Annotated in this window: 16 protein-coding genes and 1 riboswitch; of the genes, 2 read left to right on the top strand and 14 right to left on the bottom strand. The window is 34.8% G+C overall.

The annotated features are described in order from the left end of the window. Positions 1–234: 234 nt before the first annotated feature. The 7 genes from NBT05_RS00550 to NBT05_RS00580 all read right to left on the bottom strand — a co-directional run bounded on the left by NBT05_RS00550 (position 235) and on the right by NBT05_RS00580 (position 7888). The gene (locus tag NBT05_RS00550; RefSeq protein WP_265771470.1) at positions 235–981 is read right to left on the bottom strand and encodes a head GIN domain-containing protein; all 747 of its coding nucleotides are present in this window, start codon (positions 979–981) and stop codon (positions 235–237) included. After that, a complete protein-coding gene (locus NBT05_RS00555) occupies positions 978–2108 on the bottom strand; it encodes an acyloxyacyl hydrolase (RefSeq protein ID WP_322874192.1) in 1131 nt (376 codons plus the stop codon). Before NBT05_RS00555 ends, NBT05_RS00550 begins: the two co-directional genes overlap by 4 nt. Positions 2109–2132: 24 nt before the next feature. Next, positions 2133–3086 (bottom strand): methylenetetrahydrofolate reductase [NAD(P)H], encoded by a 954-nt coding sequence (gene metF / locus NBT05_RS00560; protein ID WP_265771471.1) that lies wholly within the window; start codon positions 3084–3086, stop codon positions 2133–2135. A 41-nt stretch (positions 3087–3127) separates the two neighbouring features. After that, positions 3128–3607 carry a DinB family protein gene (locus NBT05_RS00565; protein WP_265771472.1) on the bottom strand — a complete coding sequence of 160 codons (480 nt, stop codon included), beginning with the start codon at positions 3605–3607 and terminating at the stop codon, positions 3128–3130. Between the two features lie 128 nt (positions 3608–3735). Further along, the gene (metH, locus tag NBT05_RS00570; RefSeq protein ID WP_265773188.1) at positions 3736–6513 is read right to left on the bottom strand and encodes a methionine synthase; all 2778 of its coding nucleotides are present in this window, start codon (positions 6511–6513) and stop codon (positions 3736–3738) included. Continuing rightward, positions 6513–6872, bottom strand: coding sequence for a four helix bundle protein (locus tag NBT05_RS00575; protein ID WP_265771473.1), 360 nt, complete (start codon positions 6870–6872; stop codon positions 6513–6515). The genes metH and NBT05_RS00575 overlap by 1 nt, the downstream gene beginning before the upstream one ends. A gap of 11 nt (positions 6873–6883) precedes the next feature. Further along, entirely contained in the window at positions 6884–7888 is a 1005-nt protein-coding gene (locus NBT05_RS00580; RefSeq protein ID WP_265771474.1) for a homocysteine S-methyltransferase family protein, read from the bottom strand. A gap of 127 nt (positions 7889–8015) precedes the next feature. Further along, positions 8016–8226, bottom strand: a riboswitch (SAM riboswitch). 155 nt (positions 8227–8381) lie between these two features. Here NBT05_RS00580 and NBT05_RS00585 point away from each other — a divergent pair. Next, on the top strand, positions 8382–8804 hold the full coding sequence (locus tag NBT05_RS00585; RefSeq protein ID WP_265771475.1) for a hypothetical protein: 423 nt from the start codon (positions 8382–8384) through the stop codon (positions 8802–8804). Positions 8805–8830: 26 nt separating this feature from the next. On the opposite strand, the gene NBT05_RS00590 is transcribed toward NBT05_RS00585, so the two are convergent. From NBT05_RS00590 to NBT05_RS00600, 3 genes are read right to left on the bottom strand one after another with little or no spacing between them, the layout of a single operon-like run. Next, the gene (locus tag NBT05_RS00590) at positions 8831–9433 is read right to left on the bottom strand and encodes a zeta toxin family protein (protein WP_265771476.1); all 603 of its coding nucleotides are present in this window, start codon (positions 9431–9433) and stop codon (positions 8831–8833) included. Next, complete coding sequence (locus NBT05_RS00595; RefSeq protein ID WP_265771477.1) at positions 9420–9587, bottom strand: hypothetical protein; 168 nt, start codon at positions 9585–9587, stop codon at positions 9420–9422. Before NBT05_RS00595 ends, NBT05_RS00590 begins: the two co-directional genes overlap by 14 nt. Positions 9588–9646: 59 nt before the next feature. After that, complete coding sequence (locus tag NBT05_RS00600; RefSeq protein ID WP_265771478.1) at positions 9647–9967, bottom strand: 2Fe-2S iron-sulfur cluster-binding protein; 321 nt, start codon at positions 9965–9967, stop codon at positions 9647–9649. A gap of 540 nt (positions 9968–10507) precedes the next feature. Between NBT05_RS00600 and NBT05_RS00605 the strand changes: the two genes are divergently transcribed. Beyond that, complete coding sequence (locus tag NBT05_RS00605; RefSeq protein WP_265771479.1) at positions 10508–11026, top strand: hypothetical protein; 519 nt, start codon at positions 10508–10510, stop codon at positions 11024–11026. A gap of 210 nt (positions 11027–11236) precedes the next feature. Here NBT05_RS00605 and NBT05_RS00610 read toward each other — a convergent pair whose 3' ends face one another. The 4 genes from NBT05_RS00610 to NBT05_RS00625 form a co-directional block, all read right to left on the bottom strand. Further along, the gene (locus NBT05_RS00610; RefSeq protein WP_265771480.1) at positions 11237–12292 is read right to left on the bottom strand and encodes an NAD(P)/FAD-dependent oxidoreductase; all 1056 of its coding nucleotides are present in this window, start codon (positions 12290–12292) and stop codon (positions 11237–11239) included. Beyond that, positions 12279–12887 carry a precorrin-2 dehydrogenase/sirohydrochlorin ferrochelatase family protein gene (locus tag NBT05_RS00615; RefSeq protein ID WP_265771481.1) on the bottom strand — a complete coding sequence of 203 codons (609 nt, stop codon included), beginning with the start codon at positions 12885–12887 and terminating at the stop codon, positions 12279–12281. Before NBT05_RS00615 ends, NBT05_RS00610 begins: the two co-directional genes overlap by 14 nt. Before the next feature lie 6 nt (positions 12888–12893). After that, positions 12894–13733 (bottom strand): uroporphyrinogen-III C-methyltransferase, encoded by an 840-nt coding sequence (gene cobA, locus NBT05_RS00620; RefSeq protein ID WP_265771482.1) that lies wholly within the window; start codon positions 13731–13733, stop codon positions 12894–12896. 93 nt (positions 13734–13826) lie between these two features. Next, the gene (locus NBT05_RS00625; RefSeq protein WP_265771483.1) at positions 13827–15917 is read right to left on the bottom strand and encodes a HEPN domain-containing protein; all 2091 of its coding nucleotides are present in this window, start codon (positions 15915–15917) and stop codon (positions 13827–13829) included. Positions 15918–15999: the final 82 nt, after the last annotated feature.

Raw genomic sequence — 15999 nt, forward strand, 5'->3', positions numbered from 1 at the left:
TGTCAAATTTAACTTAAAATTAAGCATTTATAACTAAAACCTAGTTTATATAAAACATGATAAAATTACGTTCTAACCGTATGTCCTAAAATAAAATAATTAAATATAATTAACTTATTATCAACGTTTTATATTAATATAAAATCTTAAAAGGAATATATTTTAATATAATATTAACTAAAATAAATTTTAAATAAAATGGGAAAACTCCCATTGTTTACTTAAAAAATTTAACTATCTGAAGATAAGTCGACCTTTAAATGGGGTAGAAACCTTGATTACTTCTGGTCGATTAAGTGCAATAACATCACCTGTACTTAGAATTGCTCCGGTAACTAATTTCTGGGGATTAATAAAAAGTTTATTGGAACCTCTATGAAAGATTACAACATCCTCTGCTACAAAATCTGAGGCATCTACCCTACCCGATCCTGAAGCTATATTTATTTTAAGGGTATTCGTTGTTCCTTTTATAAAGAAGGATCCAATATTATTACCTGTGATCGTAGTTTGATTATTTTCTATGTTTAATATAAATTGACCCGTGATGTTCCCTTCTGTATTTTCAAAGAAATCTTCTGATAATAAATCCAAGTTCGCAAAGCGCAAAACTCCCTCTGATATAATATCGAATTGGGTTGCGCTCCTGATTTCTGAAATATTCACAGCAGTAACTGTAATTTTAGTCTGATTAAAAGCTCTTACCAGGTTACAATCATTATTGTTAGTCAGTATAAGTTGATCTCCTTCTACTACCGCACTAATTTCATTCAGTAGGTTATCCCCGGTTTCAATTAGTACAGAGGGTTCAACTCCTGGTTTTATAACCACTTCAATATTAGGGTTTACTAAAATTTTTTTAAAGTCACTAACTACTAATTCTTTTGAAACTTTTGATCCGGTCCTTTGTAAACAGTCGATTGTATTTTCTGTATCACAACTAATTACCATCACAACAAATAAAACAATTAATAGTCTCATAACTTATATCCTATAGTAAATTCTACGGCCTCGGCTTTTGCGGCGTGAGATCGTACGGTAACAGAAGCATACCAATTATTACTAAAGTAATATCTTGCTCCTAACCTGTTATAAAACCGACCTTCAAAGTCAAATGGATAATATGCATAAAAACCCAATTGTGAAATTAACGACACCCGGTTTACCGTAAGTTCATGTCCTAAAAATATACCTACTCTTTTTGAATCTTCATCTCCTGTTCCACTATCTGCAAACTCTGCATTTGCCCTAAACTCAATAAATCTTTTTAGGGCCTCGGATATAAAAAGCTCTGTTCCTGCAACTAGCGTGCTTTTTTTATTTATCTTTTTATCTACAAACCCTCCTATGGTATGGAATACGTATTGTCCGGAACCTATTACATCAGTTTCATTAACCCCTCCCCTATAAAAAAAACCAAATTTTAAAGGTTTGTTACTTTTTACTTCTCCTTTCTCTTTAGCTACATAATCCGGAAAATCTTCTTGAAAGGAATAGGTAACCCCCGTCTGAAAGGTAAGTGTGTTTGTACTCTTGTTAGGAGCTTTTACATTTGCATTAGAATAATGAATAATACCCAACCCGGCTTTCACTCCAAGGTTTTTCAAAATGTTTTTCTTTTCAAAATTTAAGAAAGCGATTGTAGAACTTAATAGGTGAGATCCATAAGCTACATTTCTAAAGTTGTTATCAATATCAAAAGGATTAGTTGTATAAGCGATACCTTGTCCTATTTTTAGGGTAAGATGCCTTTTCAAAAAATAGAAATTCCAATGAGCGTACAAACTATAATTAGTTCCTAAACTTTGGTTCTTTAAATCCTGGTAGATCAAAGTAAAACCATAATCCGGGTAATTGTACAAACGTTGCCACTCTTTATTACCGAAAGTCCTTTGCTGTAAGGACAACATCATTCCTTCGGGATGATTTGTAATTAGATGAGATATATCCGGGTTATGTTTTAATATAGTCCCTTGAAAATAAGTGATATCTGCATCAAAGTATTTTTTTTCATTTTGCGCGTGTAAACAAAATGAAAAACCTATCCATACAATAACTACCCACTTTTTCATTCCGGCAAATGTAGCATAGTCCTTTGGGCTATCCAAGGGCAAAACGGCAAATTGCCAAAGCTAAAAAACTGCTTCTGCTATTTTTCTAATATTATCTGATTTACCCATGGAATAATAGTGTAGAACCGGAACCCCGTATTCCATCAACTCTTTGGATTGTTGAATAGCAAATTCGATACCTACTTCACGCACTGCTGCATTATTATCACATTTTTCTACAGCATTAACCAATTCGTCCGGAATATCCAGGCGAAATACCTGAGGTAACAACTGAAGATGCTTTTTAACCGCAACGGGTTTGATTCCGGGTATAATCGGAACGGTAATCCCTGCTTTTTTTGCAGCTTCTACAAAGGCAATATACTTTTGATTATCAAAAAACATTTGCGTAACTACATAGTCTGCACCCGCCTCTACTTTATCTTTTAATTTCCTGATATCTGCATCCATTGATGGTGCTTCGAGGTGTTTTTCAGGATATCCGGCTACACCAATACAAAAATTTGATTTGTTGTCCGTTTCAATTACTTCATGCAGGTATTGTCCTTTATTCATATTTGCAATCTGTGCTACTAATTCATTTGCATAACAATGTCCCCCTTTAGTAGGTTTAAAGTATTTTTCTTCTTTCATAGCATCTCCTCGCAATGCCATTACGTTATCGATTCCCAGGTAATGGCAATCTACTAATAGATATTCAGTTTCTTCTTTAGTGAAACCACCACAAAGCACGTGAGGTATGGTATCTACGTCATATTTATGTTTGATAGAAGCGCAAATCCCAACCGTTCCCGGACGCATTCGGGTTAATTTTTTATCAAGTAACCCATCTTTATCTATATATATAAATTCTTCTCTTGACGTGGTCACATCAATAAAAGGAGGATTGAACTCCATTAACGGATCAATGTTGTTGTACAACTCTTGTATGCTTTTCCCTTTTTGAGGTGGAATTAATTCAAAAGAAAATAAAGTTTTTCCTTTTGCCTGTTCTATATGTTCTGTTACTTTCATAAACTCCTTAAATACAGTACTTTTTAATTATTTGATTTGAGCTATAACGAAACTTTCGCTTGTTTATATATTAAGTTAATTTGTCCTAAATGATAAATATCATGAGGAACAATACCTTGAATCATATATTCATTAGAATAGTTCTCCCCACTAGCTTCTTCTGAAAGCCATAAATATGTTTTATCTTGTAATAACTCACAAAGCTGTTTTTGAGATTCCATAAGTTCACTCATAACCAATTGCTTGTCATCATCTGTATTGACAACTACCCCTTTAAGCCAATCCTGCTCCGAATTCATTTCAATACTGAATGCCTCGTTGCCTTGTAATTTTTCGATAACAAAACCCCGCCAATCTATCATATGTAGGACCAGTTCTAAAATGGAATGAGAAATATTGTTCAATTTAACATTCCAAAAACTATATGGAATATTTTCTAATGAACTCCATACGGAGGTTCCAAACCAGGGTTTTCCGTTAAAATGTTCTTCTAATTGTTTGATATAACTTTCTATATTCATTTTTCTATCCCGGACTTAAAGTCCCAGTTTTTAGTCCATTTATGATATCCTTTCTAGAGATCTTTTTCTTTAACACTAACCTTATTAAATCTTAAAAGCTGTATTTAACTATTTAAACTTTATAAAGTTTAATCCAAAATATTAGGGTTTAACCATTTCCGAGCGTATTCAAATTCGATTTCTTTCCGTTTTGCAAAATCAGCTACCTGGTCTTCTTTAATTTTACCCAGTCCAAAATACCTTGCTTCCGGATTGGCAAAATAATACCCAGAAACAGATGCAGCCGGCCACATAGCCAGGCTTTCTGTTAATTCTACCCCGATATTTTCTTTCACCTTTAGTAATTCCCAAATAGTTAATTTCTCTAAATGATCAGGACAAGCAGGATATCCAGGGGCAGGTCGAATTCCTTTATAAGATTCTTTAATTAAATCATCGTTACTCAAATCTTCATTATTGGCATAACCCCAATCTTCTTTTCGAACCCTTTTATGTAAATATTCAGCAAAAGCTTCGGCTAAACGGTCTGCTAATGCTTTTATCATAATGGAGTTATAGTCATCCAGGTCTTTTTCAAACTGCTCTGCAAGTTCTTTAGTACCAAAACCTGTAGTTACACAAAAACAGCCTATGTAATCTTGAATTCCACTTTCTTTAGGAGCGACAAAATCGGCTAATGCGAAATTGGGTTTACCTGCATGCTTTTTTAATTGTTGCCGAAGCGTTCTGAAAATAAAAGTATCATTTTGTGCTTCGTCTTTACTTTGTTGTTTTGTATCCGAAGTACCACTTGAATGTATTACTTCAATATCGTCATCATCAATAGTATTGGCTTCAAATAATCCAAAAATAGCTTTGGCTCCCAATAGTTGTTCATCCAGTACTTTCTTTAATAATTCTTGTGCATCCTTAAATAACGAAGTTGCTTGTTCCCCAACTACTTCATCCGTTAAAATGGCAGGATACTTTCCATGTAAATCCCAGGATCGGAAAAAAGGTGTCCAGTCGATAAATGGAGCTAACTTTTTTAAATCAAAATCTTCTAGTATTTGAATACCCAAAGTATTTGGTTTTGAAATTTCTGAAGATTGCCAATCAATCTGGTATTTATTAGTACGAGCGGCCGCTATACTCAGATATTCTTTCTTTTTAGTTCGCTTTAAGAAACCTTCTCTAAAAACGGAATAATCTGCTTTAAGATCCCCAACGTATTTTTCATTTATCTTTTTATTTAGCAGGTCTCCAACTACGGTCACAGCCCTTGAAGCATCGTTTACATGAACCACTGCATTTTTATATTGCGGGTCGATTTTAACTGCGGTATGTGCTTTGGATGTAGTGGCCCCTCCGATTAGCAACGGAACTTTAAAGTTTTTACGTTCCATTTCTTTAGCTAAATACACCATTTCATCTAAAGATGGAGTAATTAAACCACTTAATCCGATAATATCAACCTGTTCGTCAATAGCGGTTTGGATAATTTTTTCGGGAGGTACCATGACCCCTAAGTCCACAATTTCATAATTATTACATCCCAACACAACGGAAACGATATTTTTCCCAATATCATGCACGTCTCCTTTTACCGTTGCCATAAGAACTTTTCCAGCCCCCTTTCCTTCTTCTTCACCAATCGGAAGGGGATTTTTCAATTTCTCTTCTTCTATATAAGGTAATAAGTATGCCACGGCTTTTTTCATTACCCTCGCTGACTTTACTACTTGGGGCAAGAACATTTTACCGGATCCAAACAAATCTCCGACTACATTCATTCCCGTCATTAAGTTCCCTTCGATCACCTCAATAGGTTTATCCGCTTTTTGTCGAGCTTCTTCAACATCTTCAGTGATATACTGATCAATCCCTTTTACCAGGGCACGGGTAATTCTGTCTTGTAAAGGTTCTTCCCTCCAGGAAAGATCTACTACCCTTTCTTTTGCAGTTCCTTTAACCGATTCGGCAAGATCCAACAAACGCTCAGTGGCATCTTCTCTTCGGTTTAGAATAACATCTTCAACGTGTTCCAGTAAATCTTTGGGTATATCATCATAAACCTCAAGCATGGCAGGGTTTACAATCCCCATATTCATTCCTGCTTTAATAGCGTGAAATAAAAAGACGGAATGCATAGCCTCACGCACTACATTATTCCCCCTAAAAGAAAAGGAAACATTACTCACTCCACCACTGACACTACAATGTGGCAGGTTTTGACGAACCCATCGAGTGGCTTCGATAAAATCAATCGCATTTAGCTTATGTTCTTCCATTCCGGTAGCCACCGGAAAAATATTAAGGTCAAAAATGATATCCTCCGGTGGAAAGTTTAACTGATTTACCAGAATATCATAAGACCTTTTTGAAATTTCGAGACGTCGTTCGTAGTTATCAGCTTGCCCTACTTCGTCAAATGCCATAACGATAACCGCTGCTCCGTATCGTTTGATAGCTTTAGCATGTTTGATAAATTCTTCTTCGCCTTCTTTTAGACTAATAGAATTTACCACGCATTTTCCCTGTACTACCTGAAGGCCAGCCTCAATAATTTCCCATTTTGAACTATCAATCATGATAGGTACACGGGCAATATCCGGTTCAGCCATGATAAGGTTTAAAAAACGAACCATCGCTTCTTTACCATCAATCAGGCCATCGTCCATATTGATATCAATGACCTGTGCTCCTCCTTCTACCTGATGACGGGCAATATCTAGAGCTTCATCAAACTGTTCTTCTTTTACTAAACGTAAAAATTTACGTGATCCGGCTACATTTGTACGTTCTCCAACATTGATGAAATTTGTCTCAGGCGTCACGATCATTGGCTCCAAGCCAGAGAGCTTAAGGTATCTTTTAGTTGATGGGTTCTGGTTGTCCGTTGATAGTAATGTCGATTTACCTGCCATCATAATTTTTGCTTTTTATAATAGTTCATAAATCCATTTAGCAGTTTTTTACAAATTGTGATCTGTTCATCTGTAATTTTATGTTCTTTATAATCTATATAATTCAGATCTAAAGTCAGGTATAATTGGGTTTCTAATTCATACAGAGAACCTCTTGCAATATGTAAAAATTGAAGAGTATCTTTTGAGGTTCTTCTTACACAACCTTCAGCTATATTAGAAGGTATAGAGATAGCACTTCTCCTCATCTGGCTGGTTAAACCAAACTGTTCTTCTTTAGGAAATTTTCCTGTGAGTTCGTAGATAGTAGTCACTATTCTTCGCGATTGTTTCCATACATCCAAATCTATATATTCCATAAGTCCAAAAACTATAAACTATCAACTAATAGCTGTCGTGGTTTATAATTCTTTGCTAGATCTGCGATTGCCTTAATATGTTCAGGCGTGGTTCCGCAACAACCACCGATAATATTGATTAATCCTTTATCCAAATATTCTTTAATCTGAGACGCCATTTCTTCCGGAGATTCATCATATTCTCCGAAGGCATTGGGCAATCCTGCATTAGGGTGCGCCGAAACTCCAAAGGCAGTTTTTTTGGACAATACTTCTAGATGCGGGGTAAGCTGATTTGCTCCCAAAGCGCAATTAAATCCTACCGTTAACATAGGAATATGTGAAATAGAAATTAAAAAAGCTTCGGCAGTTTGTCCGGATAATGTTCTCCCACTAGCATCTGTAATCGTTCCGCTTACCATGATAGGAACGTCTATATTTCGTTCGTCTTTTACCTCTTCTATCGCAAAAAGAGCTGCTTTTGCATTTAACGTATCAAATACGGTTTCTACTAATAATATATCTACGCCTCCATCAAGTAAGGCTTCCACTTGTTGTTTATAAGCAATTCGTAATTCGTCAAAAGTTACCGCTCTGTATCCGGGATCATTTACATCAGGTGACATACTTGCCGTTCTATTGGTAGGACCTATTGAACCTGCTACAAAGCGTGGTTTATTTGGTTCTTTTTTTGTAAACTCATCTGCTACTTCTTTGGCAATTTTAGCAGACTGGTAATTTAAATCATATACGATATCCTGCATTCCGTAATCCTCCATGGCAATGGTAGTTCCTGAAAAGGTATTTGTCTCAGCGATATCGGCGCCTGCTTCAAAATAAAATCTATGAATTTCTTTGATCGCTTCGGGTTGCGTAATGCTTAATAAATCATTATTTCCCTGAAGTGGTTGTTCCCAATCCTTAAACTGGGTTCCCCGGTAATCTTCTTCAGAAAATTTATGTCGCTGAATCATAGTACCCATCGCACCATCTAGTATTAGGATTCGCTCTTCTAATATTTTTTTTATGTCTTTCATTTTCACTTATTAAACCTCTATTTAGCAATGATGAGATTCCGATCTTCATCGGAATGACATTGCTATAATGACAATTATAATATAATATCAAGAAATTTGTGGAAAAGATAGCCTTAGCTATAGGTTTTCGTTATCTAGTCCCGTTGTACAGGATAGAATGTAGCACCTTCTCTATCTAAAAAAAATTAAGAAAATCTAAACTGAAAAGGTCCTGCTTAAAGCGGGACTAATTCAACTTACAACTTTAAGAACCAAAAAGTAGTTTTTAAAATTGAGTTTCATCTAGAGGGTTGCTAAGGTTTCACAGGGTCTATTCCCTCCGCCTTTCTTGATAACATTAATATGTATATGAACTGTACGCTATGTACTTTTAAAACTAAATGCAAAGAACGGGCATAACAGTCTTTTTTGCAAGGAAAAATTATAAAAGATCACTTGCCAAAATAGTGTCACTCTATAATCATATTTCTGTCTTTATGAAAAAACAGAAAATATGCAAAACACTACAACGAACTGGCTTAAACGTTATTGGAAATGGATAGTTCCTATGATTTTTCTACTACTATGTATCATTATATTCTTTGTAGTTTCTCAAAATGCTCCACTACGTTACGGAAGTGTTTACTTACAACCACAACTCACCGAAAATGCCCGTCTAATCGCTAATAAAAATAAGGAAGTACAAACTATGTTCGGGACTTTAGCTAAACCTAATTTTCTAAATTTTATACAGGGAGAAGTATTTTATAGTAAAGATTATCAAAGAGTTGCTGTTTCCGTTAAATTAATAGGTAAAAAGAAAAATGGAATTCTTGATTATTGGGCACGTAATATTGGAAACAAATGGGAGTATGATTCTGTTGCCGTAAGGATTAAAAAACCTGAAAAGGTTAGGATTGTTGTTTTTAGGAAATAAAAGTATTAGAGTTATCACTTTACTGTTTAAGTCATCTGATCTAATATGGAAGAAATTTTATTTTTTAAATAATTAGGAATTATACTAGTTGACACTAAATTATTTTTGACTAAAGTAAAAATGTGTTCTGGTATTGAATTATAATTACTAGTATCAAAGAAGCTAACTTTATCAAAAAAATTCCAAAATTTATTGATATTGATAAAGCCTAACTCATATCTCTTTTCAATTTCTTCATCCGGAACAAAATGCCCTCCATTTTCATATCTAATTCGAACTCTTTCTTTAGCTTTAGTAATTGAATCAAGAGAAAAATAGATAATTTCTAAATGGTAATTATATTGCTTAAATTTTTTAGGCCAATAAAGAGGTGTAGAATCGAAATTAGTTTCATAGCAAAAATTATTTCTATTCTCAATAGCTTTGTAAATGGATAGTTCTAAATTTTCTCTGGCGAGATTTTGAGCCATAACGTCGATAAAGTCCGTAGGTATTAGCCTATTATAAATATTCTTATAAACAAGGTCATAATCGTAAGGCTTTATATTTTGATCAGTGAACGCATTTGAGAACGACGATTTTCCAGACCCATTACAACCTGCAACTACAATTAGTCTAGGTTGGCGCATTAAATTGAGGACTACTTTTCGGTTTCAACGTCAATAAACCTTTTGAAGCTTTGTCTTCGTAATTTCTAATTTCTTTAGAAACTTGTGGTAGTAATTCTGTGAACTTTTTATTAAGTTCATTTAAATAAACAGATAAATTCTCCTTAGTATCCATATCATAAAGATAATATAAAATTAAAAACTATCAAAGAAATTACCCTTCATGTAGCTTTACTAAGATTCCGGCGCCAACTCAACCTCTAATCCATCCAAATTAGGAGTAATGGAGATTTGACATCCTAAACGACTGTTGTCTTCTACATAAAAAGCTTCAGCTAACATTAGGTCTTCGTCCTGCCCCATTTCAGGAAGTTCGTGATCTGATAAAATATAACATTGACAAGAGGCACACATCGCCATTCCGCCGCAAGTTCCTTCAACCGGTAATTCATAAGCTTTACAAACTTCCATTAAGTTCATAGCCATATCCGTTGGCGCCTGGACTTCGTGAATTTCACCTTCTCTATCTTTTATTTTTATAGTAATGTCAGACATATGTTTAAATTCAATACCACAAATATACTTAAAGACTTTATTTATTTCTGCTGTTTTTATATCATAATTCAGAAGTAAGAAAGGCTTATAATGATTTTCAAAATAAAATAATACAAATAAAAAATCACCTTTATCAGTAATGAAAAGTCATTTAGTCAAACTGATAAAAGTTAACTTTTAGTTAAATAAAGTCATGACATCAAACGCTGCATTTAAGATTTTTTGATAAAAAAATAATATCTTAGATTATTAAATTGAGGAAGTCTAACCTACAAAAAGTTAAATTTTCTTGCTACAAAAACTCATCTAATAAGCGGAAATAAACGAAAAAAAATAGTTATCGTCATAGTTTTTATATTTTAAAACGGTTATATAACTTCATATTAACTTCCCTTTATAAATCTGGTAAATATTGAAATCACATAAATTCATGTTAATAATTTCAACTTTTTATAAAAAACATATAATGGAATTTTACACCTACATACGATAAGGTTATCTTTTTACGTTTTCTATACTTAACAACTTAAATATCACATAATGAAAACTTTAAAAAATTTAGCACTTTTAATTTTAGTATTAGTAATTTCTATTTCTTGTCAAAAGGAGACAGTTGTTGAAAGTCCAGTAAGCGAAAAAACAGAGACTTTAAATCCTATTCACCCCTTAAGCATTACAGAATTTAAATCTACAATTACACAACCGATTCTAGAAGGTGATTGGAAATTAGAATTTATTTATGATTCGGAGAACCGTAAATGGAATTCAGCCGTAACAGTAGATCGCGATTTCTTTCCGGCACCTTTTATAAATGGTACGCAAGTACTAAGAGTAGCATCTCCTGAAGTTACACTAAGCAGACCACTTTTAGGTGAGTTAACTGACATTATCAAATTTGACATTGAAGTAACCTCCAACAATTCTATATTAGTTGGTGATCAGGATAATAGTTTCAATTTTAAAGTTTATTCTTTTTATAATGGAAAAGCCTTATTAATAGTTGGTGTTGATGAAGAAGGCAACAGAGTAAGCAGATACCACTGGTTTGTAAAACAATAAAAAAATCCGGAAAACTGATTCTAAACAAATAGAAATTAAAATGACGGTTATGAATAGTACTTTCTACTATCTATAACCGTCACTTTTTTAACTCCTTATTTTCTAAGTTTTTAGAATTTAACTTTGTATTAGAAAAAAGACCCCAAAGGTTTTAGATTCTAACATATCATTAGAACAAGCCTCTGGGGTCTTGTTGTAGACTTTTATTACTTAAATAATAGCTTTTACTACTTCTTTTTTGGCTTCTTTTTTAGATCCGTCAAATCCTTCTATACCTCCTACCGTTGTATATTTCATCACATACTTTTTATCCGGGAAAATACGTTGGTACGCACTTTGACACATAATTGCAGCTTCGTGGAAACCAGAAAGGATTAATTTTAATTTCCCTTTATAGGTATTCACATCACCAATTGCATAAATTCCGGGGATATTAGTTTGATAATCATACGAATTATTAACTTTAATCGCATTTTTTTCAATCTCTAATCCCCAATCTCCGATAGGTCCTAATTTTGGGGATAATCCGAATAACGGAATAAAATAATCTGTATCCACATGAATATCTCCGTCTTTTTTATGTTTGATTCCTACGCCGGTTACAAAGTCATCACCTTTAATTTCTTTTACTTCAGCTTCTGTAATTAAATTTACTTTGCCTAGTTTGGTAAGTTCTCCTACTCTTTCTACAGAATCCAAGGCACCTCTGAACTCATTCCGACGATGTACTAAAGTTACTTCACTAGCTACATCGGCCAGAAAGATAGTCCAGTCCAAAGCTGAATCCCCACCTCCGGCGATTACTACTTTTTTATCCCGGTATACCTCAGGATCCCGGATAATATATGCTACACCTTTGTCTTCAAAATTCGCAATATTAGGAATAGGTGGTTTACGAGGCTCAAAAGACCCGAGTCCTCCTGCAATTGCTACAACGGGTGCATTATGTTTTGTTCCTCTGTTTGTAGTTACTACAAAAGAGTCATCTTCTAACCTTTCAATAGTCTCTGCTCTTTCTCCTAGTGTAAAACCAGGTTCAAAGGGTTTGATTTGTTCCATTAAATTATCAACCAAATCTCCTGCTAGTATTTCGGGAAAGCCTGGAATATCATAAATTGGCTTTTTTGGGTATATCTCAGAACACTGACCACCGGGTTGTGGTAGAGCATCAATCAGATGTGTTTTTAACTTTAATAATCCTGCTTCAAAAACAGTAAATAATCCAGTGGGGCCTGCCCCGATAATTAAAATATCAGTCTTGATCATTTGCAACTTCTTTTTTTCCTATTAATCCTTTGGTGAATTCATTAAGCGTTTCCACTTTTTCCTCAAAATCACCTTTTATTGTTTTTCTATATTCATTTAAATTCTTCACCAAATCATCAATATTTTCAGGAATTACTTCCTCAAAAAACTGACGTAATCGTTTAGCAGTGGTGGGCGACTGTCCATTTGTCGAAATAGCCACTTTTACATTACCCTTTGTTACAATCCCTCCCATATAAAAATCACAATAAGGTGGATTGTCAGCAACGTTTACCAACTTGGCCTGCGCACGGCAATCCTTCCAAACCTGTACATTTACCTCAGGAATGTCAGTAGTTGCCACTACCATATGTCTTCCCGTTAAGTATCGCTCATGATACGTATCAGCAACCATCGTTACACAATACTTTTTTGCCAAAGCAACCGTAGCTTCTCTAAACATGGGAGCTACCATAGTAACTTTAGCATCCGGACTTGATTTGGTTAAAAAATGAAGTTTTTCCTCGGCTACATTTCCTCCTCCAACGATAAGAACGTTTAGGTTTTTAACCTTTAAAAAAACCGGGTATAAATTATTCCTATCTTCCACCTTCATTAATACCTAAACCCTCAGAGTATGATTTTCTTTTTTTACTTCTTTACAAATAGAAGTCAATTCAACCTTTTTATTTACCACTTCTCCGATTACAATAATTGCCGGAGAAGCTAGTTTTTTATCTTTAACAATTTTTTCAATAGTACCGATTGTCCCGTATCCACATCGCTCATTTTCCCGGGTTCCGTTTTGTATGATAGCAACTGGAATATTTTCTTTATTTTCAGCGGTAAAAATACTTACTATTTCAGATAACTTACTCATTCCCATTAATATAACTACCGTAGCATTTGACTTTGCCGCCTGGTATACATCTTTAGAAAGCTTATGAGCTTTGGTCGTACCAGTAATCACCCAAAAACTTTCGGCGGCACCTCGTTTTGTCACTGGAATCCCTTGATAGGCCGGAACCGCCATGGCAGATGAAATTCCAGGTACTACTGCTGTTTTTATTCCAAACTGTCTGGCATAATCTATTTCTTCTGCACCGCGACCAAATAAAAACGGGTCACCACCTTTTAAGCGTACCACGTGACCATGGCTTTTAGCCCGACTTACTATTAACTCGTTAATTTGTTCCTGTTGGTACGCATAACATCCTTTACGCTTGCCAACAAAAATTTTCTCAGCACCTTTAGCATATTCTAATAAACATTCGTTAATTAACGCATCATATAATACTACATCAGCTGATTCTAAAGCTTTAATTGCTTTTAATGTAATTAAATCAGGATCTCCAGGGCCCGCTCCAACTACCGTTAAGAGCCTCCTACTTCTGTCTTCCTCTCGTTCCTCGTCGGAGACAATATGGGGAACGTTTGATTCTTTATCATTTTGCTTAATCATATCATAATTTTAAACGTTGATAGTCTCCTATCAAAATCTTAAGATACTGTTAATGTCTTTGGGAAACAAAATACTAGGTACAGATAACATATTTTATACCTTTTCTACTTCTAAAGTCCTAAATTTTTGAACTTTTGCTAAAAAACTTTGTGCTATCTTAATATAATCCAAAGCAAAATCTTTAGTTGGAGCATTCTTCTTTATTTCATAGACTAAATTTGAAAATCCACCTTCTACTTCAATTTTTCCGCTCTGAACAAATACCTCGTCAAATTGGCTAATAATACCAGCATGCGTATTTGTTTTTTTATTTTCAGCTAATAACAATGCTTTTGCAGAATTAACTAAGGAACTGTATGCATGATAAATAGCGTCAGAATACACCTCGTTTTCGAAAGAAACCTTTGCATTATCAATTTTTTCTTCACTTTCTAAAAATAAGGTAGCAATTAAATCAATAACCACTCCCGCACACTCTCCGACTCCTATTGCCTTTACATATTCTTCATTAGTTCCCCAATCGATAAAATCTTCCTGGGTCAAATTATCCACACTTGAAAGGTCTGTTAGCATCTCGTAAAAATACATTTGTTCTTTCTCCTGGTAATAGGCTACAAATGTTTTACCATTGGCATTAGCTTCAAAATCATCTAAAATTCTACGTAATGCTTCCGGGCCTCTCCTACTTGGTATTTTTACTACTTTATCTGCAAAACGACCTTCTCCATTACCTAAATTTCCACCTCCTAGTAAAACCTGTAAAGCAGGGGCTACTAATTTATCTTTGGTACGAACGGACATTCCCTGAAAACCAATATTTGCCATATTGTGTTGTCCGCAAGCGTTCATACATCCGCTGATTTTAATAACCAAATCTTCTTTTTCAAGATACTGCGGATATTCGGTTTTTATAATTCTTTCTAATTCTTCGGCAATACCTGTACTGCTGGCAATACCTAAATTACAAGTATCTGTTCCGGGACAAGCGGTAATATCAACAGCCCTGTTATATCCGGCTTCTACAAATCCCAGTTTTTCTAACTGTTGGTAGAAAAATGGCAGTTGACTTTCTTTTACAAAAGGAATTAAAATATTTTGACGAAGGGATAGACGTATTTCGCCAGCAGCGTAGTTCTCCACCAAATCTGCCAGTAATCTTGCTTTATCTGTATAAAAATCACCTAATAACACTTTAATCCCAATGGCAACGTAGCCTTCTTGTTTTTGAGGAATCACATTGGTAGATTTCCAAAGGTCAAAGGCCTTTTGGTCTTTTATTTCTACATTTGGTGCTTCCAAAGAAACCGGTACTGAAGTTTTGTAAGCTTCTGCATTAATTACTACCGTTTTTTGGGCAATTGCTTTTTGTTCGGCTTCCAATAATTCTTTAAAAGCTTCTAATCCAATATCTTTTACCAAGAACTTCATTCGAGCTTTAGCCCGGCTTTTTCGTTCGCCATAACGATCAAATATCCGCAAAACCCCTTCCATTAAAGGAATGATTTTATCCGATGGTAAAAAATCATACAACTCGTCTGCATGCCTAGGTTGTGAACCTAATCCTCCGGCTAACATTACCTTAAACCCTCGAACTCCGTTTTCGATTTTGGCAATAAAACCTAAATCATGCATATAGGATAACCCGGTATCTTCTTCGGTTCCTGAAAAGGAAACTTTAAATTTACGTCCCATTTCCTGACAGATTGGATTTCGTAAAAAGAATTTGTATAAGGCATCTGCATACGGCGATACATCAAAAGGTTCTTTAGGATCAATCCCCGCAGTTTCTGAAGCCGTTACATTTCGCACTGTATTTCCACAAGCTTCTCGTAAAGTGACATCATCTTTCTCAAGTTCTGCCCAAAGCTCAGGAGTCCGGTTTAAATCCACATAATGGATCTGGATATCCTGACGTGTGGTAATGTGTAAACGTCCCCTGGAATATTCATCCGAAACATTACATATTCTTCGTAATTGATTACTTAACACCTTACCATACGGCAGTTTGATACGAATCATCTGCACTCCTTCCTGACGCTGTCCGTAAACCCCGCGGGCTAATCGTAAGCTACGAAACTTCTCTTCATCAATCTTTCCTTTGTGAAATTGTTCGATTTTATTAGCTAATTCAATAATATCTTTCTGAACAATCGGATTTTCTATTTCGGTTCTAAAACTTTGCATATTCTAAGCCCCCTAACCCCCACCGGGGGAACTCTTACTCGGGCGGGTTAAGAGTTTTGTTGTTTTACTTTAATAATATTTT

The organism is Aquimarina sp. ERC-38 (assembly GCF_026222555.1).
GTDB lineage: Bacteria > Bacteroidota > Bacteroidia > Flavobacteriales > Flavobacteriaceae > Aquimarina.